Raw genomic sequence first — 22,886 nt, forward strand, 5'->3', positions numbered from 1 at the left:
CCCCGAACCGTCAGCACAATCAAAAATCGGGGTGCCCCACGCAACCAAGGCGCAGCAATGTCGCCGCCAGGCGACGAGCCGCCCCCTCCACCCCCAAACGTCCACAATGGACCACCCCCACCCCCCATCAGCTATGCTGCCCAAGTGGCAAACCCAGCAGGCAGCAAAGGAATGCCGCGCCCAGAACGGGAGCGGCTGATCCTAGACGCCGCCGTCCACGAATTCGGCACCAAGGGCTACGCCCACGCCTCAGTAGCAACCATCGCCCGCCGTGCGAATATCTCCAAACCCCTGGTATACGGCTACTTCGAGTCCAAAGACGGCCTCTACCTGGCCTGTCTCCACCGCGGCGCCGCCCCGCTCGTCGACGCCGTCACCGAAGCCCAAACCGGCACCGGCCTCACCCGCGCCCTCGGCACGCTGGAGGCGATCTTCCGCACGCTGGAACCCCGCCGCCTGGACTGGGCCGTCCTCTGGGACCCGACGCTGCCCCCAGGCTCCGCAGTGGACGAAGCGGCCCGCGCCTACCGCCGCAAACTGTCCGCTCTCGGCGCGGAAGGCACCCAGGAAGCGTTGACCTCAGCCGGTTTCGCCGACCCCGCCGACGCGTCGCTGTTCGCCCGCATCTGGTACGGCGCGGTCGCCGCCACCGTCACCTGGTGGCTCGAACACCCCGAGGAACCCGCCGAAACCACCACCCAGCGTTGCGCCCGCATCCTCACCGCGCTGCGCGGCTGACCTCGCAATCCACCCACTCGAAGTACCCGCTTCCCGACACCGGCCGCCCCCGAAACGCACCGGAATACGTGTACGCGCCGACATAACCGCGCCCATGCCCGTACCGCAGCGGACTGTCCACAATCGCCTCCACCGCCACGACCTCCTCGGCACCGTCCCGCACCGTCCACCGGAACCGCTCCGGCACCCGCATCTCCCGCCCCCGCGGATCAACTTCCGGCTCCGCGCGACGATCCACCTCGAACCGCACCTCCCGGAACACCGCCGCGTCCCGGTCAAGCGTGCGCAGGTGCGCGAGCCGACAGGCCGTCGCCCCCGCCAAACGCACGTCGGTGAGCAACAGTTGCGTCCGGTCGTCGAGATTGATGATCTGATAGGTGAAGAAGTCCATCGGCACCTTGAACCGCGGCGGCAACGGCGAACGCCGAAGTGCCTGCGGCGAAAGCGATCGCGCGTACTCGACGGTGCAAAGCCCGCCGATCTCAGTCTCGCCGATGTCGTCGGTGATGATCCCGGTGAAGGTGGCGAGCAGGCTCAAGTGGTCATAAGCCGGATTGCGCACGAACCACGAGACCTGCGGCGTCGCGGTGATCGCCAAATCCGCCGAGAACCCGTCGTACCGCGCGTGCACCTGATACGACGGGTGCGCCGCTTCGATCGCCAGATCCGAACCCCACTCCAACCGCGAACCATCCTCGGCGAAGCGGCAATCGGTGTGGGAATCGTAGGCCGCGTAGTGATGGTGCCCGGGCGCAGCGGTGGAGGAGAGCACGGTCGTGGTGCGGCGCGCGTCGGAGGTCGCGAGGTAGTCGTTGTCGAAACAGACCGTCCCGGTGCTGCCGATGAGCGTCATGGTGTTGAGGTAGCGGTGCGGCCGCGGCAGTTCCGGCACGAAGATGCCGTAATGCGTCCACGCCCAGGTCCGCGAGTCCGGATGCGGCCGCAGCAGATCGGGCCGGCCGAACGGCTTCGCGGACTCCTCGATCCGCTGGTCGAAGCGAGGGAGCACCTGGTTCACCACGAACGGCGCGGCAGCGGTCAGCACGCTCATCTTTCCTCCTCAGTGCTTATTACCCTAGAGTAAGTTACCCAAGGGTCAATTCGGAAGGGAGCAGACGGATGACACGGTCCTGGTGGGGTTGGGGCGACACCGAGGAAGCGCTGACCGCCGAAGAAGCGGCGGAGCTGGTCGCCCGCACGGCCGCCTTCCTGCCCGCCCACGACTTCACCGACCACGCGCCGCCCTCGCCGACCGACCTGCCGGTGCCACCGGCGCGCCTCCGCCCGCCCGCCGCGCTGGCCCGGCTGTGCTCGACCGACCAGGTCGACCTGCTGTCGCACGCACGCGGCAAGGCGTTCCGCGACGTCGTGCGGAATCTGGAGGGGCAGGTCGAAGCGGTGCCGGACGTCGTCGCACGCCCGGAATCCGAACAGGACGTCCTCGATCTCTTGGACTGGTGCGCCACCGACGGTACGCCGGTAATCCCTTACGGCGGCGGCAGTTCCGTCGTCGGCGGCATCGAACCGCGCTTCCCCGCGCCCGCGGTGTCCCTCGATCTCAGCCGCCTCGACCAGGTCGTGGAGATCGACCGGACGAGCCGCGCCGCGCGAATCCAAGCCGGGGTCTACGGGCCCGCTTTGGAAGACCAGCTCCGCCCGCACGGGCTGACGCTGCGGCACTATCCCCAGTCGTTCACGCACTCCACGCTGGGCGGCTGGCTGGCGACCCGCGCCGGCGGTCACTTCGCCACGCTCGCCACGCACATCGACGACCTCACCGAGTCCCTGCGCGTCGTCACCCCGGCCGGGGTCAGCGAATCGCGACGGCTGCCCGGATCAGGGGCCGGACCGTCGCCGGATCGGCTGTTCCTCGGCTCGGAAGGCGCACTCGGCGTGATCACCGAAGCCTGGATGCGTCTGCAGGAACGCCCCCGCTGGCAAGCGAAAGCGTCGGTGAGCTTCGCCCGATACGCCGACGCGGTACAAGCGACCCGGACGATCGCCCAGTCCGGCCTGTACCCGGCGAACTGCCGGCTCCTCGACGCCGCCGAAGCGTTCCTCAACACCGGAGTCCAGGCAGACGGTCTGCTGCTGCTCGCGTTCGAGTCCGCCGACCATCCGGTGGACGCCTGGCTGGACCGCGCGCTCGAACTGACCGCAGACCACGGCGGCACAGTCACCGCCCGCCGCGGCGAGTCAGGTTCGGCGTGGCGGTCGGCGTTCCTGCGCATGCCGTACCAGCGCGACGCGCTCGCCCGCCGGTCGATGATCGTGGAAACCTTCGAGACCGCCTGTACCTGGGACGCGTTCGAGTCCCTGCACGAAGCGGTCACAACCGCCGCGAACGCAGCGATCGCCGAGATCTGCGGCGCAGGAGTGGTGAGTTGCCGTTTCACCCACGTCTACCCGGACGGGCCCGCGCCGTACTACGGCATCTACGCGACCGGCCGCTGGGGCAGCACCGTCGCGCAATGGGACGAGCTGAAAACCGCGGTCTCCGAAGCAATCCTGGCCAACGGCGGCACGATCACCCACCACCATTCGGTCGGCCGCGACCACCGGCCGTGGTACGACCGGCAACGCCCGGACCCGTTCGCTGCCGCCCTCTCCGCGGCGAAAGACACCCTTGACCCAGCCGGGATCCTGAATCCGGGTGTCCTCCTCCGCTGACCCGTCACCGCCGCAGATATCGCAACGCCCGCGCCGCCGCGTGGCTGCCGCACATCCCGTGCGCACCCGGTCCCGGCGGCGTGGCCGCGGAACATGCGAAATGCCCCGGAACCCCCGCGTCGTACGGCTGCAACGTCGTCCGCGGGCCAAATACCAGCTGTCGCAGGTCTTTCGCCCCGGTGAGAATGTTACCGCCGACGAAATTCGGGTTCCCCGCGGCGAATTCCGCCGCTGACGTCGACACCGAACCAATGACCCGCTCTCGGAAATCCGGCGCGAACCGTTCGATCTGCGCGGTGATCGCCTCGGTGGCGTCACCGGGGTATCCAAACGGGACATGCGCGTACGCCCACACCGGGTGCACGTCACCGACCGAACGTGATGGATCGGCAAGATACTGCTGACCTAGCAACACAAACGGCCGCTCCGGCATCCGGCCGTTGTGCACTTCTCGTTCCGCCGCCGCGACTTCCGCCGCCGATCCTCCCAAGTGGACAGTCCCGGCGACCCGAGCCTCCGGTGAGCGCCACGGAATTCCGCCCTGCACGGCGAAGTCCACTTTGTACGCACCTGGACCGTAGCGAAACCGCTCGTACGCCCGCCGGATCCGCGGCGGCAACCGGTCGCCGAGCACCGAAGCCAGCGTTTTCGGCCCGACATCCCACACTACGACGTCCGCCCGCGGCAGCTGCGAAAGAGACTCCACCCGCACGCCGGTCTCGATTTTCCCGCCGAGGTCCACTACCAGCGCGGCCAACGCGTCGCTGATCGCCCGCGATCCGCCCTCGGCGACCGCCCAGCCGTGCCGGTGGCCAGCGGTGAGAATGCCGAGCCCGATCGCCGACGACAGCGGCCGGTCCAGCGGGCGGAACGCGTGCGCCGCCACCCCGAGCCACAGCGCACGGGCCTGTTCGGTGCGGAAATACCGGGCCAGCACGGTCGCCGGGGCAAGCGTCGGCAGCCCGAACCGGCCCAGCAGCAACGGATGTTTCGGCACTCGCAGCAGCGGCCCGAGGATGTCCTCGCTCAGCGCGTCGTAATTCTGCGCGGGCGAGGAGAACAGCGCCGACCAGCGCCGTTCGTCCGGTCCGAGCCCGGCGGCGGTGCCGGAGACCGAGCGCCGCAGGACGCCGGCGGTGCCGTCGTCGAACGGGTGCACGCAGTCGATCTCCGGCAGCCGCCAGCGCAGGCCGTACCGGTCGAGCCCGAGGTCGGCCAGCACCGGCGAACCGACCGCCATCGGATGCGTCGCGGAGCAGTGGTCGTGCCGCAGACCAGGCACGATCGCCTCGTAGGTGCGGGTGCCGCCGCCGATCTCGTCGGCCGCCTCCAGGACGGTCACGTCGACCCCGGCCCGCGCCAGCACAGCCGCCGCGGCGAGCCCGTTCGGTCCGCTGCCGACCACCACCGCGGCAGTCATGCCAGCACGCTGCCGGTCTTGGCCTGATGAGCGGTCCAGGTGACGGTGAGCGGAATCGGGCCGTTCGGCAGCCACGGCTGTTCGTTGACCGCGTCGGCCACGGTCCAGTGGCCGCGCTCGAGCACCCCCAGCGCCGCGTCGATCACCTGGTAATGCTGCACCTTCGAGTGGATCGCCTGCGACTCGACCCACACCACGATCCACTCGCCGGGCGCGAAGCCGACGCGCTTCTGCACCGCGTTGACGAAGTCGAGGTTGTGCAGGTGCCCGTCGCCGAAGTTGAACCCGAGGATCGAGTTGCAGCCGAATTCCGCCTCGCGCACGGTCCGCGTCTCGAGGTCCGGCAGGTTCTTCGCGAGCACCGAAAAGAGCCCGCGGCCCTGGCTGTGCATCGAGCGCCAGGCAATGGTCTGCTGCATGGTGATCTCGGCGATTTCCGCCGGATACCCCATCGCCTGCAACTGGTCGACCTGGTTCTTCGTCGGCCGGTGCGGCATCGTGTTCAGCTTCGCCTCGGCACCCGGCGCGAACGCCCACAGCGCCGACGCCCAGTTGCCCGCGTACTGCCGCATCGACGGCAGGAACGACACCAGGTCCGGCCGCAGGTTGCCCAGGATCGGGAAGAACAGCAGCGCGGCCGCGAGCACGACGGCGAGCCAGCCCGGCGTCAGGTCCCCGACGCCGTACCCGGCACTCGCCGGGAAGCCGAGGAACAGGAAGATCGTGAGGTAGCCGAAGAGAATGTTCCATTCCAGCGGCACGGCCAGCGGGAACGTCGACGTGATGAACAGGTGGAACACCACCATCAGCGCGACCCCGGCGAGCGTCACCCAGTGATTGGTGGAGAACAACAGCACCAGCGGCGTGATGATTTCGACGGTCGTGCCGCCGACGTGCGCCATGAAGGAAGCGAGCTTCGACGGCCGGATGTCGTTCGGGAAATTCCGGTAATGCGCGCGCTTCAGCCATTTGAACGGAACGCACGGACTGTTGGACACCATCGGCGGCACCACATTGGTGAAGTGCTTGCCGAACTTCGAGACGCCCGCGCCGATCCAGACAATGCAGATCAGCAGTTTCGCGGCAATGATCATGTTCACGAACGGAAGGAAGGCAAAGAACGCCAACGCGGGCAGATACTGCTCACCGCGAGCAGCGAGAAAGATCGTCTTGTCCCGCAAGCCATTCAGCACATACAGCACGATCGGCGCGATCAACAGCGCCGGGCGCACAAGTCCGGAGGTGTTGCCGGGCAGCGCGGCCTCCAGCGCGGCGTCCGGGACGCCGGGCAACCCGATCGCGGTCAGCAGCGTGGCGAGGAATGCCAGGTAGAGCAGCACATCGAAGCCGGTTCGCCGGTCGCCCGCGGTGAACGGCACGCGCTTCCACGGCCGCAGCCGGATCGTGCCGGGACGCGCCCAGAACAGGATCCCGCCGGTCATCGGCTTGAACTTGCCCGCGATCGGACCCCAGGAACCGGCGACGCCCACCGCTTCCAGCAATACCGTCCACAGCACGAGCTTTTGGTAGACGACCGGTTCGTGCCACCACGCGGCGACGTCCCAGAACGGGCCGACGCCGGACGTCGCGGTCGCCAGCGCTACTCCGCCTAGCGCATAAAGGAAAACGAGCTTCACCACGTACGTCGCCGGAATCATCTTGGGCGAGCCGAAGCCGAACTGGACCCAGTGCAGCGCGAGCGCCTTGGTCCGTTCGAACAGTGGCTTCCGCAGGAACGTTTCCGGATCGACTGGGGGAAAATCCCCGGTTTTGAACCCCATTGTTCTCCGCCTTTCTCCGGGCAGCATCGACCGGGCCCGCCGATGCGGGCACCGATGGTTTCTTTCAGAAGAGGTGGCTCACCCCGCCGCGGCGAGTTCGCGGCGCAACGCGGGTTTGTCGATTTTGCCGACCGGGTTCCGCGGCAACGCGGGCACGATATCGATCCGCACCGGAACCTTCACCCGCGTCAGCCACGCCCGGCAGTGCTCCAGCAGTTCGGCCTCGCTCGCGACCGCGGCCGGGTACAGCGTCACGGTCGCCACCGGCAGCTCGCCGAGCACCGGATGCGGCGCGCCGACCACCGCGGCTTCCAGCACCGCCGGGTGTGCGTGCAGTGCGTTCTCGATCTCCTTGGGGTAGAGGTTCTCCCCGCCCCGGATGATCATGTCCTTGATGCGGTCGACCAGGACGAGGTAGCCGTCCTCGTCGAACCGCCCGACGTCGCCGGTGTGCAGCCAGCCGTCGACGATCGCCGCGGCGGTCGCCTCGGGCCGGTTCAGGTAGCCGCGCATCACGTTCGGGCCGCGGACCACGACCTCGCCGGGACCGTCGGTCACCAGCCGCCCTTGCGGGTCCATGAGCGCGACTTCCTGCCCCGGCAGCGGACGCCCGACGGTGCCCGGTTTACGAGGCCCGGCCAGCGGATTCAGCGTCGACGCACAGGTTCCCTCGGACAGTCCGTAGCCCTCGACGACCACCACCCCGAACCGTTCCTCGACGCGCCGGATCAGCTCCGCGGGCATGGGCGCGGCCCCGCACACCACCAGCCGCAGCGAGGAAGTGTCCGGCCGCACGGTGTCCGGGAGGCCCGCCAGCCGTGCGTAAATCGCTGGCACGGCGGAGAAATACGTTGGCCGGACGCGTTCGACGACGGTGAAGAAATCGTCGGCGCGGAATCTCCCGGCGATGGTCGAGCGACCGCCCGCCAGCAGCGGCGCGAGCACGCTGACCACGATTCCGTTGACGTGGAACAGCGGCAGGATCAGCAAACTGTGGTCTGCTGGGCCGAGTTCGAGCGCGTCGACGATCATTTCGGTCATCGCCCGCACGTTGGCGTGGTCGAGCACCACGCCTTTCGGCTGTCCCGTGGTACCGCTGGTGTAGATGAGCAGCGCGACCGCGTGGGCGTCGCCGGCCACCGGACCATCGTCGGGCGCGGCGGTCACCAGCTCCTCGAGCCGCATCGTCACCAGCTCCGAATCGCCTTGTCCCACCACGACTTTCGCCCGGGCGTCGGCGATCTGGAACCCGGCCTCGCCGTCGGTCAGCTCCGGGTTCACCGGCGTGACCGCGGCGCCGAGCCGCCAAGCGGCGAACAACACCACCGCGAACTCGACGCGGTTCGGCAGCAGCACCGCGACGACGTCGCCCGCGCCGACCCCTCGCGCTCGCAACGCGGCCGCCGCGCTGCGTACCCGCACCGCGAATCCGGCGTTGCCGAGTTCACCGGTTTCATCCGCGAGACAGGGCAGATTCGGGTTCCGCCGGGCCCGTTCTTCAGGCAGCGCCGCGAGATGCATCGTCAAAGTCCTTTCCCAGGGCGGCTCAGGTGGGAAATGACGGTAAGAACGCGGAGTGACCCAAGCCATAGGCCGCAGAACCGAAGGCTCCGCCGGTCGTTGTGCCGGGGTCACAACCGCCGGCTCCGAGGGGGTGAACGGCGCCGCTCGCCTGTCGCCGGGGCGGTCCGGTGGTTACCCTGACCGCCATGTCCGACGCCGTCGACGCCGTCGTGGCCGAGATCGCGCACGCCATCGACGCCGACCTGGCCGCCCGCACCACCGAGCTCACCGACTGGTTCGTCGAGATGATCCCGGAGTTCCGGCACGACGAGACGGTCCGCAAGCTCATGATCGCGAGCACGTCGGCGAACCTGGTCGCGATCCTCGACATGCTGTCGCATTCCATCCCGCTCGACCGGATCACCGTCCCGCCCGCCGCGGCCGAGTACGCGCGCCGGTTCGCCCAGCACGAGCTGTCGCTGGAAGCCCTGCTGCGCGCGTACCGGCTCGGCGAGCACCGGTTCGAGCAGTGGGCGATCGAGGCGCTGGAACGGCAGCCGAACATCGACACCCGCCTGGCGCTCGGCGTCCTCGCCGAACTGTCGCGGCGCACCAACCGCTACATCGACCAGGTCATCGAGGGTCTGATCGACATCTTCGAGACCGAACGCCGCCGCTGGAGCAGCCGTACCGGGGCCGCGCGGGCGGCGCAGATCCGGCTGGTGCTCGATTCGGACACGCTGACCGAGGACGCCGCGCAGCAGCTGCTCGCCTTCCCGATGCGGCAGTGGCACCGCGCGGCCGTCGCGTGGCTGCCCGCCGAGGGCGCGGGCGAACTGCAGGCCGCGGCCCGGCTGCTCCAGGAGGTGTGCGGACGAGGTCCCGCACTCACCATGCTGGCGGACGACCGCACGCTGTGGAGCTGGACCGTCAGCGCGGACCGTGCCGACGTCGAACGTCTCCGCTCCGGTGTGACCGACATCGGCGGCGGCCTGCGCCTGGCGCTGGGCGCCCCGGGCTACGGCCTGTCCGGCTTCCGCGGCTCCCTGCGCGAGGCGGTGCGGGCGCGGGCGGTCGCGGAAACCAACGAGGACCAGAGCCAGCACGTGGTGCTGTTCGACGACGTCGCGATCGCCGCCCTGCTCACCGAACAGTCCGACGACGTGTACCGCTGGATCGCGCGGGTCCTCGGAGACCTCGTCGCGGACGACCCCGGCACCGAGCAACTGCGCGAGACGCTCCGGGTCTTCCTCGACACCGACGGCAGCTACACGCACGCCGCGGCCCGGCTGCACCTGCACAAGAACACCGTCCACTACCGCGTCCGCAAGGCCGAGGAACTGTGCGGACGCCCGCTCGCCGAACACCGGCTGGAAGTGGAAGTCGCCCTGCGTGCGGCCACTTTGCTGCGCAAGCGGCTGCCCTGGAACGAACCCGGCTGAGCCCCGGGTCCATTGTGGATTCCTTTGCCTTCGCGCGGCGCCGTGTTAGCCTGTCGCCGTGCTGCGCCTCATGACGTCCGAGCGACTCGTAACCCGGCGCGCCGGCTGAACCAGGCTGCCGGCGCGCGATGCCGGCGTACGGTTTTTGCTTCGGGACCTGGCCCCGCTCTTTCCCGCCAGCTCTTTCTCCCGGAGAACGTCATGTCCTTGAGCACCTTTTCCTCCGCCCCGTACACCTCCGCGCCCGCCATGCTGGTCCGCCGCCGGATCGCGACGTACTTCGTCGGCGGCATCGACCAGATCCCCGGCTTGGTCGCGACGCTCACCCAGCACGGGAAGCTGATCCACGAGCTGTCCGTCGACGTCCGCGAGGGAGTCCGGGAAAGCAGCATGGTCAGCACGGTCCTGGTCAGCCCGGACGCGCTGGAGGCTCTGCTGGACGCGCTGCGTGCGCTGACGTCGGTCGTCTCGGCGGAACTGGCCTGATCCGGCCTCCCGCCCGGCCGCCGTCAGACTGGGGTCCCCACCCAGCGAAAGGCACCCCACATGCGATTGGCGGACAAGATCGCCCTGATCACCGGCGCGTCGAGCGGAATGGGCCGGGCAGCCGCGCTCACCTTCGCCCGCGAAGGCGCGACAGTCGTGGTCACCGACGTCGAAGACGCCGACGGCACCGCCGTGGCCGAGGAAATCCGCGCCGACGGCGGCCAGGCCGAATACCGCCGCCTGGACGTCACCGACGAATCCTCCTGGACGTCCGCGCTGGCCGACGTCCTGGACCGGCACGGACGGCTCGACGTGCTCGTCAACAACGCCGGGATCAGCGGCACCTTCGACCCCGACCTGACCAGTACGGCGTTCTACGACCGCCTGCTGCAGGTCAACGCGCGCGGAGTGTTCCTGGGCATCAAACACGGCGCCGCGGCGATGTCCGGCCGCGGCGGCGGGTCGATCGTGAACCTGACGTCGATCTCGGCGTCCATCGGGCAGATCGGCGTGCACCTGGGATACGCGGCTTCGAAGGGCGCGATCAAGGCGATGACGACCACCGCGTCCGTCCACTACGCCGGCGAGGGCATCCGGGTGAACGCGGTCGCGCCGGGCTTGCTGCCGCCGATGCGGACGTCGCGCGGCTCGACCGATCCGGTGTGGCGGGCGAAGCAGGTCGAGGGCGTGCCGATGGGGCGGACCGGGGAGGTGCAGGAGGTCGCGGACGTGATCTTGTTCCTGGCTTCCGCGGAGTCGTCTTACGTGACCGGGGTGGAGATCATGGTCGATGGGGGTTATACGGCGCAGTAGGTTTTTGGGGGCTCCCGGGCAACTTTGCGGGAGCCCCCTTTCGGTGCCGCCTCTGGACGCCCTTCCGTCACCTCCGGGCCTGTAACCGACTGCCTCCCACCGACGCGCCGGTTCGAATTGCCCCACTCGCCGTCGACCGCCGCTGCGATGATCACCGCCGCCGCCTAGGTCGTCCTGCGCGGTACGTTCACCGAGCCACTCCCCTGGTGGCGAGACGGAGGCGAAGCCGATGGAACTGAGGCAGGTCGAACACTTCCTCGCCGTAGTCCGGCACGGCAACTTCACTCGTGCCGCCCAGGACGTGCATGTCGTGCAGTCCGCCCTCAGCGCGTCCATCCGGAAGCTCGAAGCCGACCTGGGCGCGGAGCTGTTCGACCGCACCACCCGTCGTGTGACCCTCACCCCCGCGGGCGAGGCGCTGCTGCCGCTGGCCCGCCAAATCGCCACGGACGTCGACTCCGCCCGAGGCGAGGTAGCCGCGGTGACCGGCCTCGCGCGCGGGCGGGTGTCGATCGGGACCATTCAGACCCTGACCGTCATCGACCTGCCCGCGAAACTCGGCGAATTCCGTGCCCGTTACCCGGGAATCCGGTTGCGCGTCCGCGAAGGCACCATCCCCGGACTGACCGCCGCGGTGTCCGACGGCGAACTGGATCTGTCCTATGTGGGCGGTCCGCTGCCGGACGAGCTGGCCGAGTTCGCCAGCTGGCAGCAAAACCTCGTCCTGCTCACCCACCCCGGACACCGCCTGTCGCCCCGCCGCCGAGTCAGGTTCGCGGAGCTGGACGGCGAGCCTTTCGTCGATTTCACCGGCAGCGGCCTGCAAGCGCTGGTCGACCGCGCCTTCGCCGAGGCCGGAATCCGCCGGGACCAGGTCTGCGAGGCGACAAACGTCCCCCTGCTGGTCGACCTGGTCGCGGCAGGCCTAGGCGTCACCGTGGTCCCGGAACAAGTCGCCGCCCGGTCCGGACTGCCGTTCGCCCACCTCACCCAGCCGACGCTGGCCCGCACGATCTACCTGACCGGCCGCTCCGCAAACCTCACCAACCCGGCGGCACGCGCGCTGCTGGCCCACCTCCTCGCCTGACCCCGCGCACCGGCACGAGCACCAACGCGAACCCGGCCAGCCCCAAGACCAACGCGAGAGTCGTCAGCCCGGTGATCCCGGCGACGAACGCCAACGCGAACGCCCGCCCGCCGAACCGCCGCAACAACCGGACCACATCCCGGGTCTCCCCGTCGACCGGCTCGACCTCGGCTGGCTGGCCGATGCTCGCCGCGCACTGGGCGTAGGCCGTCGGGTCGACCTCGGTCACGGGCTTGCCGCGGGTCGACGGGTTGGCAACAGCCCGCTGATCGACACCAAACCGCTCGCCGCGACCGACCTGCTGATCCGCACCAAACCGCCCGACCACACCGGCCCGCCGATCGACACCAGACCGCTCACTGCGACCGACCCGCTGATCCGCACCAAACCGCCCGACCACACCGGCCCGCCGATCGACACCAGACCGCTCACTGCGACCGACCCGCTGATCCGCACCAAACCGCCCGACCACACCGGCCCGCCGACCGACACCAGACCGCTCGTTGCGACCGACGTGCTGGCAGGCGTTAGACGGCTCGTTGACATTGGCCATCAGATTGACGCTGGCCGACCACTCGGCGCTTGCCAAGGGCTCAACGCTCGTCACCTGGTCGGACTCGGTCGCCAACTCGGCGCTCACCGCCGGGTCGCCGCTTGCTGCCTGGCCTCCGCCGACTACTAACTCGGGGTTCGTCGCCCGGTTGGCGCTCTCCGCTGGGTCATCGTTCACCGCTCCAAGGGCAACGCCGTCTGGTGTGATGGCGCGAACGTCCGGACATCCCCCAGCGCCCCGGCCAGTTCCGGTGTCGGCGGACCGGTCCGCCGACACGTCACCGCCGAGGGGTCCGTCGTCGCTTTGGGCGGAATTCTCGGCGGAATCGCCAGGCACAGACGTCATGTGCTGAGTATTGGCTCGCGTTGACCTCCCAGTCCAACACCTGTTTTCGCTGCGATTCAGCGATGAAATCGATCGCCTTCACGGAGGCTTATCCGTTTGGCAATCGCTGTCGGCTCGATGGCATCGGGGACTGGAGCGGGTGGGAGCGGCAGGTTGTTCTGGACGTCGATGAGAAGCACCATGCCGGAAGCATCTCAGCGGGCACCGACAAAAACCGGGGCTCGGCGTTCGCCCACAGGGGTGAACTGAATGAGTCGCGGCCGGATAGGTGCCTGGCAGCTCGTCCGGGAAGGGGTTGCCCGGTGGCGCGTGGCCCGACTACGAGTCTCGGCGCTCCGGGGCGGAATTCTGCCTTGACGACGGTCGTGGATGTCGCGTCGGGCGTTGTCGGGCGACTGGGTAGCGGGCCAGGGGGTGTGCCTCGTCCAGGCGGTGGCGGGCGCGGCGGGGGAGGTCGTCCGAGGGCGAGACCCAGCGGCGGGTCGAGGCGTCCGGCGGGGAGGGCGGAGGAGCGTTCGGGGGCGGAACGGCAGAGCGACGCCGGGCGGCGCGGCGCAGGAACACCACGGCCAGCACCACGAACACCGCGGCGACGGCCACCAGGAGCCACCAAGCTTGCATTCGTCCTCCCGTCGTGGGTGGGTCGCACGCAAGGGTGCCCGTTCAGCCCGGGGACAGCGCGATGTCCACACCGCCGGGTGTCACCGGAACGGGGGGTTGTTTGCTGGATCGTCGCGGGAGTCGGGTCGGGTGCCGAGCGGGTCCAACTTCATCGACGCTAGCAGGATTCGCGTGACGGCGGGACTCACTCCACTGGCGCGGGGAAGTACAGCAAGGCTTCATTGACCCCGGGAAAGGCTGCACGGCTTCGCTGACGTAGGGAACGACAGCAGAACCTCACCGACGAAGGAAAGCACAGCACGCTCCGCTGACACCGGGAAGAACAGCACTGCTTCGCCGACACAGGGAACGACAGCCGAACCTCACCGACAACGGGAAGCACAGCACGCTCCACCGACGCCGGAAAAACAGCACGGCTTCACTGACGCCAGTAAGCACAGCAGGACATCACTGACAAGGTGAAGCACAGCGGGCTTCGCTTGCCCCGGGAAAGACAGCACGGCTTCACCGACGCGGCTGAAGACAGCAGCGGCCGAATGCCGGAACCACCAAAGCACCGAAACCCCGCCGACAACGGGCCTACTTCAGCCCATCCCGCAGCGCCGACACCCGGTCCACCGCAGCGGTGAAGTCTCCGCTCGGCAAGGTTCCGTTCGACAATCCCGAGGCCAGCGCGGACGCGGCAGCATCGCCCTGGCTCACGTCTCGGGCCGAGGCCAGGATCAGATCCATCCCCGCCTTCGCTGCCAGCACCGCGCGGTTTCCCGGTCCGCCGTAGGAATTCAGCGCACCGGCCTCCAGAGCGTCCGTCACGGTTACTCCGGCGAACTTCGTGCCGTTTCGGAGTTCCTGCACAGCCGCTGGCGAGAGTCCGGTGGGAGAAGAGGGGTCTAGCGCGGGATAAACAGCCCACGAGAGCATCACCAGCTTCACGCCAGCATCGACCACGGGGTGATAGGGAGCCTCGTCTTTCGCGCGCAGTTCAGGGAGGGGCACGTTCAGGGTCACCGGCCCGACGTCGGTGTTGCTTCCGGCGGGCACGGCGCCCAGGCCGGGGAAGTGCTTGGCTGTCGCGGCGACGCCGGTCGACTGCTGGGCCGTCACGAAATCTCGGCCCAGTGCGCCCGCCACCTGGGGGTCCTGGCTGTAGGAGCGACCGTATTTGTCGATGAAATTGCCCGGTTGGCGGTAGACATCCAGGACCGGCGCGAGGTTGACGTTCATGCCTACCCCGGCGAGGTTCTGGCCAGCGCCGGTGCCAGCGGCTTTGGCTGCACCGGAAGGATCAGCGGACTGGGCGATCTGCTTTTCCGACAAAACTGGCTCACCGGGCAAGCGGCGGACCTTGCCGCCCTCCTGGTCGGTCATCAGCAGCAACGGGCGGTGCACCGGACTTTGCGCGTTCGCGTCGCGTAATTGTCGGATTGCGGCGGTAATCTGTTGCGAGCTCGAGATGTTCTCGCCGAAGAAGATCACGCCCGCCGCCTCTCCGGCGCGGATTCGTTGCAGCAGCGAGGCGGGCGGGGTCAGGCCGGGGTAGGAGTAGATCACCCGTTGTCCGGCCAGTTGCCGCGGGGTGAGTCCGGCGGGGGTGGCGGCGACCGTGCTCGCCGCGAGCACCGTCACGGCCAGGGCGAGCAATGCCTTCCGACGCTTCATGCGACCTCCGTTCGCTAGCCGTATGTCCACGCTAACCCCCGGCGGGCGGGTGTGCGCGTCTGACGACATCGGGAAAGGCTGCGACCGGCCGGGCGCACCGGGAAGCGGACCCAGGAGTCCAAAGTGGACATCAGACCCAGTAAGCGACCCGAGCCCGGTAATTCCGCAGCACGAGCATCGCCAGCGACCAGCCGACCACGGTCACCGCTCCGGCCACCAGCCAATGCGTCCAGCTCTGCTGCTGCCCGACCAGCGGTGCGCGCACAATCTCGACAAAATGGTACACCGGATTGAGCTGCAGCAAATTAACCGCGACGGAACCGAAACCCTCGTGCGAATTCTGGTTCATCGCGCGCACCTGATCCATCGACCACATGATCGGCGTCGCGTAGAAAAGCATCGTGATAAAGCTCTGGATGACCGGCGGAATGTCCCGGAACCGCGTGGACACCACACCGAACAACAGGACTACCCACGCACCGTTCAGCAGCACCAGCATCAGCGCGGGCACCGCGAGCAGCATTCCCCAGCCGAGGCCGGGGTGCACCAGCGCGTATTCCTTGTCCACCAACCGGTACGGATGCGAGAGCTTGCCGAAGAAAATCGCCAGCACGAGCACGTACACGACGAGGTTGTGCGCCAGGTACAACGCCTGCCGCCACACCGTGCGCAGCGCGTAGACCGATACCGGAGCCGGCAGCTGTTTGATCATTCCCTCGTTCGCGATGAACGTTTCCGAGCCCTCGACGATGCAGCCGTTCATGAAGTTCCACAGGATGAGCCCGGTGGTGATGCTCGGCAGCAGGGTCGAGATGGAAGTACCGAACAACGCGGAGTTCACCACGCCCAGCGCGAGCGCGGTGACCGCCATCCCGACGGTGATCCACAACGGCCCCAGCGACGAACGCCGGTAGCGCTGCTTGATGTCCTGCCACGCGAGCAACGCCCACAGTTCCCGGGCACGCAGCCCGGCCCGCAGGTCGGCGAAGGCGCGAGGCCAGCTTCTCGGGTCCGCGTCGATCGCGGGCGGAGCGGTCATACCAGCGAACCTAGCCGCGATCGCCGTTCTCGGCCAACACACGACTACGGTGTGCCGCGTGAGCTTTTTCCTGTCCCGCGTCCTTTCCGCACTCCACGACGGCGGCGACACCGTGCTGTTCCACCACGACGACACCACCATGACCTACCGGGCGGCGGCAGACCTGCTGTCGCGACTGTACGGTGGACTCGCCGGGGTGCGCGGCACGGTGGCGATTGACGCGGCCAACCGGCCGGAAGTGGTGCTCACCCAGCTTGCCGCGCAGCTGCGAGGGCTGGAAGTCGTGCTGATCGCGGCGTCCGCGAGTCGTCCGGCGCGGGCGGCGGCGCTCACGGCCACCGGGGCGACGTTGCTCACCGACGCCGAACTCGACACGCTCGCGGCCGCGCATCCGTCCAATCCCGACAATTTGCCGGACAGCGTCACGGCGATCTTCCCCAGCGGCGGCACCACGGGCGCTCCGAAACTGATTCGGCACAGCGGGATTTACGACGGCGTGGCGCATATTTTCCAACCGGACGGCACCAAAACCGCGCTGGTCACCGCACCGCTCACGCACATGACCGGCAACGCTGCGGTGCTGGGCGCGCTTTGCTGCGGCAATACCGTAGTGCTGCACCGAGAGTTCAACGCCGAGAAGCTGCTTGCCGATGTGGAGCGGCATCGCATCACGACGTTTTCCCTTACCCCGCCCCGGCTCGCCGCGGTACTAGACCATCCGCGTCTGTCCACTACGGACGTATCAAGCGTGCAGCAGCTCTCGCTCGGCGCCGCGCCACTGCCGCCTCGTCGGCTGGCCGAGGCACTGAAGGTGTTCGGGCCGGTCGTCGGACAGGGGTACGGGCTCACCGAAGCTCCGATGATCGCCAGCATCTCCGCGGAAGAAGTCCTCGCCCGGCCGGAACTTCTCGGCTCGGTCGGACGCATCGTGCCCGGCATGGAAGCCCGGGTCGAAGACGGCGAGGTCCTCGTCCGCGGACTGTCCATGATGGACGGTTACCATGGGCAGCCGCCGATCGGCGACGGCTGGCTGCGCACCGGCGACCTCGGCCGCTTCGACGAGGACGGTTACCTCTATCTGGAGGACCGGATCGACGACGTCATCGTCACCGGCGAGCACGGCACGAAGGTCTCCTCGACCACAGTGGAGCACGCACTTCTCAGTCATCCCAAGGTGAAGGCCGCCGCGGTAGTCCCCGCGAAGGGACCAGACGGAACCCTCCTGCACGCAGTGGTGGTCGCCGAAAATGCCACCGCTGACGAACTCCGCGGCCAAGTCCGCGAAGAACTCGGCGGCGAGCATTTCGTACCGTCCACTGTGGAGTTCCGTGGCGAGTTGCCGCTGACGCCAGTGGGCAAAGTGGACAAACAGCGGCTCAAGCGCTGACCGACCGGCCCAGCAAGCGTTCCCGGTGATGCTCCTCGTGCAGGTCCCGCCGCCGGGCGTGCAGCAGTTGCGCCAGCGTCACCTTGCCGAGCACCCGCGACGGATCGTGCCGGTCGACCACCAGCGCTTGCGTCGTGTGCCCGAGCGCCAATTCGTTCGCGACGTCGCGCAGGGTGTCGTCCGCGTACACGACGACATCGGCCGACATCTGCACATCCGGTTGGTGCGTCATCACTTCATGCACGAAGAACGTCTCAAGTGGATCAGTCGTGTACTCGCGAGTGAGGTGCAGACGTCGCCGCGCGATCTTCTCCGTGAGCACGGAACGCTTGAGCAGCAAGACAGAGAGCGCATACGCCGAGAACGACGCGACGACGAGTGGCAGCAGATAACTCCACGCGTGAGTCAGCTCCAAAGTGAACACAATGCCGGTGAGCGGCGACCGCATCACGCCGCCGACCACCGCGGCCAGCCCGCACGTCGCCCAGAATCCCGGTGCGACCTGCGGCAGCAAACCGCCCTCCGCGGCACCCAGCGCGGCACCGATCATGAACACCGGGGCCAGTACGCCGCCCGAAGTCCCGGAACCCAGGGACAGCGCCCAGATCAGCGTCTTCACGACCAGGATCCCGACGATCAGCGACGCGGTCGCGTGCCCGGTGAGCAGCGTGTCGATCACGTCGTAGCCGACCCCGAGCGCGTGCGGTTCGAGCAGGCCGCCGACCCCGATCACGAGGCCGCCGATCGCGGGCCACCACATCCAGTGCACGGGCAACCGCCCGAAAAGATCCTCGGCGAAGTAGACGAGCGCGGTCGCGCCGATCGCCAGCACCCCGCCGGTCAGGCCGGGGACGAGCGCGAGACCGTCCGCGACCGGGCCGGGGTTGGCCCCGCTGAACGGGACCCCGAAAACCGGTCCGGCGCCCAGCAGGAACCCGCGGCACACCGTCGCGACCGACACCGCGGCGGCCACCGGCACGAGGCTGCGCGGCCGCCATTCGAAGAGCAGCAGTTCGACCGCCAGCAGGACGGACGCGAGCGGCGCGTTGAACGTCGCCGCCATCCCGCCCGCGGCACCGGCGACCAGCAGCGTCTTGCGTTCGTCCGCGGACAGTTTCAGCAGCTGCGCGAGGATCGAACCGACCGCGCCGCCGGTCATGATGATCGGCCCTTCGGCGCCGAACGGGCCGCCGGTGCCGATGCTGACCGCCGCCGAGACCGGTTTCAGCACCGCGACGCGCGGGGCCACCCGGCTGCCGCCGGTGAGGATCGCCTCGATCGCCTCCGGCATGCCGTGGCCGCGGATCTTCTCCGAGCCGTAGCGCGCCATCAGGCCGATCACGAGCCCGCCGACGACCGGCGCGAGCAGCACGAGCCACCACGGATGGTGTTGCGCGCCCGGCGCGACGAGATCGGTGACGATCCGTTGGTAGAAGACCAAGTTGGTGATCAAGCCGATGAGCTTGAGCAACGCGAACGCCGCCACCGCTGCCGCGCCGCCCACCGGCAGCGCGATCGCGGTGATCAACAGCATCCGCGGAGTGACTGCGAAGTCGCCGAGGTGCGCGGCCCGCGCCGGACCCTTCACAGCCGGCCGGGCCCCGCCGTGGGTACGCCCGGTGCCGATTCCGCCGCCGCGACCAGGTCCCGGACCGCCGTCGCGACCGCCTCGTTCCGCGCCGCCGGCACTGCCGCCAGCAGCTCGGACAGCGCGCGCTGCCGCCGTCCGACGACCCCCGCGACGACCTCGCGCCCGGCAGCGGTGACCTCGATCGTCACGACGGTGCGGCGGTGCTCGTCCTCGCCGCGCACGACGTACCCGTGCGCCTCGAGCTTGTCGGCCAGCCGCGTGACCGACGACGCGTTCACGCCCATCGCCTCGGCGAGCCGCGAACACGGCACGCGGCCAAGGCTGTCGAGCACCACCAGCAATCGCACCTGCGGGAAGGTCACGCCGCGCGGGGCGGCGTGCGCGCTGTCCCAGGCCACGGCCACGAGCACGCGAGTCAGCCGCTCGAGGCCGGCCACGTCGTCCGGCAAACCTTGCATAGTGCAAAAGTTGCTATAGACAAGGCTTCAGGTCAATAGTGTGCTCGGTCACCAGGGGTTTTCCCCGAGCGCCGGTTTTGTCGGTGATCATGACTAGGGTGGGTGCCAGCGACGCGGAGGTGAGCCGGTGGAGCACCACCCACTCCGGGGCAACCCCGGGGAGCAGCACGACACGTACCCACAGCGCCCCGCGCAGCGGCGGCACGCTCCGCGTGCGAGACAGCGCGGATGAACGGAGAACGAGTCGCCTCCGCGTCGCTCCTCGAACCGATCGGGCTCCTCGGACCGATGCCGGTGTGGCGCTGGCCAGTCGCCCGGTGGACCACGTTCGACGAATGCGCCGCCGCCCTCGACCTCACGCCCGGCGAATTGTCCTGGTTCGCCGACGAAGGCGGCTGGCACCGGCGATCCCGCCCGGTGCTGCGGCATTACAGCTACCGCTGGATCCCGACGTCCACCGGCGGCGCGCGGCTGATCGAGCGCCCGAAGCCCCGGCTGGCCGAGGTACAGCGCCGGGTCCGCAGGCACGTGCTCGACGCGCTGCCGGTCCACGAGGCCGCGCACGGTTTCCGCCGCGGCCGCTCGATCCACACCTGCGCCCGCCCGCACGCCGGGCAGGACCTGGTGGTGCGGCTGGATCTGGCCGGCTTCTTCCCGACGGTCGCCGCGTCCCGGGTGCGGGCGCTGCTCGATCTGGCCGGTTACCCGAGGGCGGTCGCGGCCGCTCTCGCCGGAATCCTCACGACCCGCACCCCGGTCGACGTCCTGCGCTCCGCGCCCGCGCGATCAAGGATGCTGAACCACCTCGCCGGCACGCACCTGCCGCAGGGCGCCCCGTCGTCGCCCTCGGTGGCCAACGCCGTCACCCACCACCTGGACCGCAGGCTCTCCGGACTCGCCGCCGTGCTGGGCGCGAACTACACCCGCTACGCCGACGATCTGGCCTTTTCCGGCGACGCGAGCCTGCCGCTGCACCGCCTGCTGCCGGGCGTCCGGCGGATCGTGACCGACGAGGGCTTCCGCCTGCGCGACGACAAGACGTCGGTGAAACCGGCCTACCGGCAGCAACGCGTCGCGGGTTTGGTGGTGAACGCCGCGCCCGCCGTCGCCCGTGCCGAGTACGACGAACTGCGAGCCGTGCTGTACAACTGCGCCCGCACCGGCCCGGCTGAGCAGAACCGTGCCGGGCACCCGGATTTCCGCGCGCACCTGCTGGGCCGGATCGCGTGGATCAGCGCCACGAACGAGACCCGCGGCGCGAAATTGCGCGGCCTGTTCGCCCGGATCGACTGGCCGTGAACGCGGCGGTTCAGACCGATAACAGGCTGAGATTCCGCTCCATCTCGGCCCACCATCCGGCCGCCGGAACATCGCGCGGCTGAATCAGCGAGGCTTTGACCAGAATGTCGGGCCGGTTTTCTCGCCAAGCGTAGGAAAAAAGCTCGTCGTAATGCGCGCGCGGAAGCCATCCCTGTTCCCGGCCCGCTTCCAATCGCATGAGCTGCCGGGCGAGATCCATGCTGCTTCGCTCACAACTGCGAAACGCGCTCGAAAACCTTTGCACGGCGGCCGCGTCGCCCCGCTGAACCGCCTGGCAGGCAAGGAAAAGCGCCGTCACGGCGAGGACGTCCGACCGGCGCACCCCGCCCTCCGCCGCCAGATGTTCCGCCAGCTGAAAACTGCGCTTCCGCCGTCCCCGGCGCACCATTTCCGCCAGCGCTCGCTGCTGCCGAATGAGGTATTCGTCTTCCCGCAGGTACTGCACAGCGTTTCCTCCCCTGTGCCCGGTCCCGACCCAGGTCACCACCCGGTACAGGATGCTCCACCAGGGTGACAGATACATCGGCGACACTCAGCCGTTCGGAGCAAAATATCACCCAGGGGCATCGACAGTACCCGACCGCGCAAGTCCGGGAATTCTTGCTGCGCCTCAGGAATCGGGGACCTCGACGGCGCGGGCGGGAGTTTTCGACGCGGGCCGGTTTCCGCATTGGTTTCGCGGCTCGGGGTGGGTTGCCGATACAGAGGAGGTGAGTTGCTGCGGAATCCGCATCGCTCCGGACGACTGACCCCAGTGGACAGTCGGCTGCAGACCGGGGCGGCGGTTGCGAATCGCTTTCATGCCAAGGGCTTGTCCAGCGCAAGCCGAGCGGGCCTCCGGGCGGTGCGCGACCCCGGCTGCCTTGAGGAGTGGGGATCTCGAGTGTGTTTTCCGTCCGCCATTTCACCCGTTCGGAGCAATCGGGAGCGGTGGGTCGAGGCGTGGAGAGACAGGGCGCGACAACCCAGGCGGGCATCCGAGGCGTGACGGCTCGGGCAATGTGAAGAAGTTTTGCGGCGCTGGCTTGGATTTGCCCAGACACGGATGACCAACGCGCCGGGCTCGCGCCTCCGCCGCGGGGCTGCCATGTTTGCCGCCGGGTTGGCGCTTCTGCCCGCCGGGGCAAGCTCGTTGTCGCCGAGTGGCCACTTCGGTTTCCGGGCTAACGCGATCCACTCCCGGGCAGGCGCGCCTGTCGCCGAGCTGCCACGCCCGTTTCCGGGCTAACGCGATCCACTCCCGGGCAGGCGCGCCTGTCGCCGAGCTGCCACGCCCGTTTCCGGGCTAACGCGATCCACTCCCGGGCAGGCGCGTCTGTCGCCGAGTTGGCGCGTCCGTCGCCGGGCTAGCGCGGTCCACTCCCGGGCGGGCGCGTCAGTCGCCGAGCTGCCACTTCGGTTTCCGGGCTAACGCGGTCCACTCCCGGGCAGGCGCGTCTGTCGCCGAGTTGGCACGTCCGTCGCCGGGCTGCCGGGTTCGTTGCCCGGCAGGCGCGGCCGTCGCCGAGTTGGCGGTCCGTTGTCGGATTCGCGCGTCCGTCGCTGGGCAAGCGTGTCTGCGGCCGGGCTGCCGCGTTCATTGCCAGGCTCGCGCGTCCGCCGCCGAGCAGCTTCGTTCGTCGCCAGCCAGACGTCGTCCGCAGGGCTGCCGGGTTCGTCGCCGAGCTGCCGCACCTGCTGCTGGGCCTGCCGGTCCGTTGCCGGGCAGGCTGTTCCGCTCGGTCAGTCCGCCGTCGCCTCTGACCAGAGTCCGGGCGGGTTACCCCGCCCGCGCGCGCCGAAACCTCTCACCGACCGGTTCACCCCGCCGCCCGGGCGTAGCAGCGCTCGGCGACCAGCCCAGTCCTCCCCAGGACCAGGCTGGTGCACAAGCGAAAACCCGCGACCGGCCCGCACCGGTCGCGGTCTGTTCTTCCCCGAAACCCCGGAACCCCGGAATCCGAAACCTCAGGACGCTCCGAACCCCGACGGAA

Annotated in this window: 18 protein-coding genes; 8 read left to right on the forward strand and 10 right to left on the reverse strand. The window is 69.0% G+C overall.

The window, feature by feature from the left end; genetic code table 11:
- Positions 1-144 precede the first annotated feature (144 nt).
- Positions 145-738 (forward strand): TetR/AcrR family transcriptional regulator, encoded by a 594-nt coding sequence (locus SSMG_RS31365; RefSeq protein ID WP_234392776.1) that lies wholly within the window; start codon positions 145-147, stop codon positions 736-738.
- Here SSMG_RS31365 and SSMG_RS31370 read toward each other — a convergent pair.
- Complete coding sequence (locus SSMG_RS31370) at positions 719-1,789, reverse strand: DUF6670 family protein (protein ID WP_009082739.1); 1,071 nt, start codon at positions 1,787-1,789, stop codon at positions 719-721. The genes SSMG_RS31365 and SSMG_RS31370 overlap by 20 nt on opposite strands.
- Before the next feature lie 68 nt (positions 1,790-1,857).
- Here SSMG_RS31370 and SSMG_RS31375 point away from each other — a divergent pair, with 68 nt between their 5' ends.
- Positions 1,858-3,408 (forward strand): FAD-binding oxidoreductase, encoded by a 1,551-nt coding sequence (locus SSMG_RS31375; RefSeq protein ID WP_009082741.1) that lies wholly within the window; start codon positions 1,858-1,860, stop codon positions 3,406-3,408.
- A gap of 4 nt (positions 3,409-3,412) precedes the next feature.
- Here the strand turns inward: SSMG_RS31375 and SSMG_RS31380 are convergent, their stop codons facing one another.
- From SSMG_RS31380 to SSMG_RS31390, 3 genes are all read right to left on the reverse strand, one after another.
- Complete coding sequence (locus SSMG_RS31380) at positions 3,413-4,828, reverse strand: NAD(P)/FAD-dependent oxidoreductase (RefSeq protein WP_009082742.1); 1,416 nt, start codon at positions 4,826-4,828, stop codon at positions 3,413-3,415.
- A complete protein-coding gene (locus SSMG_RS31385) occupies positions 4,825-6,609 on the reverse strand; it encodes a DUF3556 domain-containing protein (RefSeq protein ID WP_009082744.1) in 1,785 nt (594 codons plus the stop codon). The genes SSMG_RS31380 and SSMG_RS31385 overlap by 4 nt, the downstream gene beginning before the upstream one ends.
- 78 nt (positions 6,610-6,687) lie before the next feature.
- Entirely contained in the window at positions 6,688-8,130 is a 1,443-nt protein-coding gene (locus tag SSMG_RS31390; protein WP_009082748.1) for a class I adenylate-forming enzyme family protein, read from the reverse strand.
- Positions 8,131-8,318: 188 nt separating this feature from the next.
- Here SSMG_RS31390 and SSMG_RS31395 point away from each other — a divergent pair, with 188 nt between their 5' ends.
- From SSMG_RS31395 to SSMG_RS31410, 4 genes are all read left to right on the forward strand, one after another.
- Complete coding sequence (locus tag SSMG_RS31395; protein ID WP_037715455.1) at positions 8,319-9,554, forward strand: CdaR family transcriptional regulator; 1,236 nt, start codon at positions 8,319-8,321, stop codon at positions 9,552-9,554.
- A gap of 201 nt (positions 9,555-9,755) precedes the next feature.
- Positions 9,756-10,040 (forward strand): hypothetical protein, encoded by a 285-nt coding sequence (locus SSMG_RS31400; protein WP_009082751.1) that lies wholly within the window; start codon positions 9,756-9,758, stop codon positions 10,038-10,040.
- A 60-nt stretch (positions 10,041-10,100) separates the two neighbouring features.
- Entirely contained in the window at positions 10,101-10,853 is a 753-nt protein-coding gene (locus SSMG_RS31405; protein WP_009082752.1) for an SDR family NAD(P)-dependent oxidoreductase, read from the forward strand.
- A gap of 229 nt (positions 10,854-11,082) precedes the next feature.
- Complete coding sequence (locus tag SSMG_RS31410; RefSeq protein ID WP_009082753.1) at positions 11,083-11,940, forward strand: LysR family transcriptional regulator; 858 nt, start codon at positions 11,083-11,085, stop codon at positions 11,938-11,940.
- On the opposite strand, the gene SSMG_RS45700 is transcribed toward SSMG_RS31410, so the two are convergent.
- The 3 genes from SSMG_RS45700 to SSMG_RS31430 all read right to left on the reverse strand — a co-directional run bounded on the left by SSMG_RS45700 (position 11,894) and on the right by SSMG_RS31430 (position 16,157).
- Positions 11,894-12,670, reverse strand: coding sequence for a hypothetical protein (locus tag SSMG_RS45700; RefSeq protein ID WP_158688122.1), 777 nt, complete (start codon positions 12,668-12,670; stop codon positions 11,894-11,896). The two genes, SSMG_RS31410 and SSMG_RS45700, sit on opposite strands and share 47 nt — an antisense overlap.
- A gap of 1,368 nt (positions 12,671-14,038) precedes the next feature.
- Positions 14,039-15,118 (reverse strand): glycoside hydrolase family 3 N-terminal domain-containing protein, encoded by a 1,080-nt coding sequence (locus SSMG_RS31425; RefSeq protein WP_037715462.1) that lies wholly within the window; start codon positions 15,116-15,118, stop codon positions 14,039-14,041.
- Positions 15,119-15,248: 130 nt separating this feature from the next.
- Positions 15,249-16,157 carry an ABC transporter permease gene (locus tag SSMG_RS31430; protein WP_009082756.1) on the reverse strand — a complete coding sequence of 303 codons (909 nt, stop codon included), beginning with the start codon at positions 16,155-16,157 and terminating at the stop codon, positions 15,249-15,251.
- Between the two features lie 58 nt (positions 16,158-16,215).
- On the opposite strand from SSMG_RS31430, the gene SSMG_RS31435 reads away from it, so the two are divergent.
- A complete protein-coding gene (locus SSMG_RS31435) occupies positions 16,216-17,544 on the forward strand; it encodes a class I adenylate-forming enzyme family protein (RefSeq protein ID WP_009082757.1) in 1,329 nt (442 codons plus the stop codon).
- Here the strand turns inward: SSMG_RS31435 and SSMG_RS31440 are convergent.
- Positions 17,534-19,078, reverse strand: coding sequence for a chloride channel protein (locus SSMG_RS31440; protein WP_050788494.1), 1,545 nt, complete (start codon positions 19,076-19,078; stop codon positions 17,534-17,536). The genes SSMG_RS31435 and SSMG_RS31440 overlap by 11 nt on opposite strands.
- Before the next feature lie 50 nt (positions 19,079-19,128).
- Positions 19,129-19,593, reverse strand: coding sequence for a MarR family winged helix-turn-helix transcriptional regulator (locus tag SSMG_RS31445; protein WP_009082759.1), 465 nt, complete (start codon positions 19,591-19,593; stop codon positions 19,129-19,131).
- A gap of 228 nt (positions 19,594-19,821) precedes the next feature.
- On the opposite strand from SSMG_RS31445, the gene SSMG_RS31450 reads away from it, so the two are divergent.
- On the forward strand, positions 19,822-20,892 hold the full coding sequence (locus SSMG_RS31450; protein WP_009082761.1) for a reverse transcriptase family protein: 1,071 nt from the start codon (positions 19,822-19,824) through the stop codon (positions 20,890-20,892).
- Between the two features lie 10 nt (positions 20,893-20,902).
- On the opposite strand, the gene SSMG_RS31455 is transcribed toward SSMG_RS31450, so the two are convergent.
- Positions 20,903-21,358, reverse strand: coding sequence for a hypothetical protein (locus SSMG_RS31455; RefSeq protein WP_037715464.1), 456 nt, complete (start codon positions 21,356-21,358; stop codon positions 20,903-20,905).
- Positions 21,359-22,886: the final 1,528 nt, after the last annotated feature.

Origin of the sequence: Streptomyces sp. AA4 (genome assembly GCF_000158875.1) — a bacterium.
In the GTDB taxonomy this organism is placed as follows: Bacteria; Actinomycetota; Actinomycetes; order Mycobacteriales; family Pseudonocardiaceae; genus Amycolatopsis.

Excerpts from the sequence above, each read along its gene's own strand:
- SSMG_RS31370 (WP_009082739.1), bottom strand. The coding sequence starts at position 1,789 with ATGAGCGTGCTGACCGCTGCCGCGCCGTTCGTGGTGAACCAGGTGCTC.
- SSMG_RS31375 (WP_009082741.1), top strand. The coding sequence starts at position 1,858 with ATGACACGGTCCTGGTGGGGTTGGGGCGACACCGAGGAAGCGCTGACC.
- SSMG_RS31380 (WP_009082742.1), bottom strand. The coding sequence starts at position 4,828 with ATGACTGCCGCGGTGGTGGTCGGCAGCGGACCGAACGGGCTCGCCGCG.
- SSMG_RS31385 (WP_009082744.1), bottom strand. The coding sequence starts at position 6,609 with ATGGGGTTCAAAACCGGGGATTTTCCCCCAGTCGATCCGGAAACGTTC.
- SSMG_RS31390 (WP_009082748.1), bottom strand. The coding sequence starts at position 8,130 with ATGCATCTCGCGGCGCTGCCTGAAGAACGGGCCCGGCGGAACCCGAAT.
- SSMG_RS31395 (WP_037715455.1), top strand. The coding sequence starts at position 8,319 with ATGTCCGACGCCGTCGACGCCGTCGTGGCCGAGATCGCGCACGCCATC.
- SSMG_RS31400 (WP_009082751.1), top strand. The coding sequence starts at position 9,756 with ATGTCCTTGAGCACCTTTTCCTCCGCCCCGTACACCTCCGCGCCCGCC.
- SSMG_RS31405 (WP_009082752.1), top strand. The coding sequence starts at position 10,101 with ATGCGATTGGCGGACAAGATCGCCCTGATCACCGGCGCGTCGAGCGGA.
- SSMG_RS31410 (WP_009082753.1), top strand. The coding sequence starts at position 11,083 with ATGGAACTGAGGCAGGTCGAACACTTCCTCGCCGTAGTCCGGCACGGC.
- SSMG_RS31425 (WP_037715462.1), bottom strand. The coding sequence starts at position 15,118 with ATGAAGCGTCGGAAGGCATTGCTCGCCCTGGCCGTGACGGTGCTCGCG.
- SSMG_RS31430 (WP_009082756.1), bottom strand. The coding sequence starts at position 16,157 with ATGACCGCTCCGCCCGCGATCGACGCGGACCCGAGAAGCTGGCCTCGC.
- SSMG_RS31440 (WP_050788494.1), bottom strand. The coding sequence starts at position 19,078 with ATGCTGTTGATCACCGCGATCGCGCTGCCGGTGGGCGGCGCGGCAGCG.
- SSMG_RS31445 (WP_009082759.1), bottom strand. The coding sequence starts at position 19,593 with ATGCAAGGTTTGCCGGACGACGTGGCCGGCCTCGAGCGGCTGACTCGC.
- SSMG_RS31450 (WP_009082761.1), top strand. The coding sequence starts at position 19,822 with ATGAACGGAGAACGAGTCGCCTCCGCGTCGCTCCTCGAACCGATCGGG.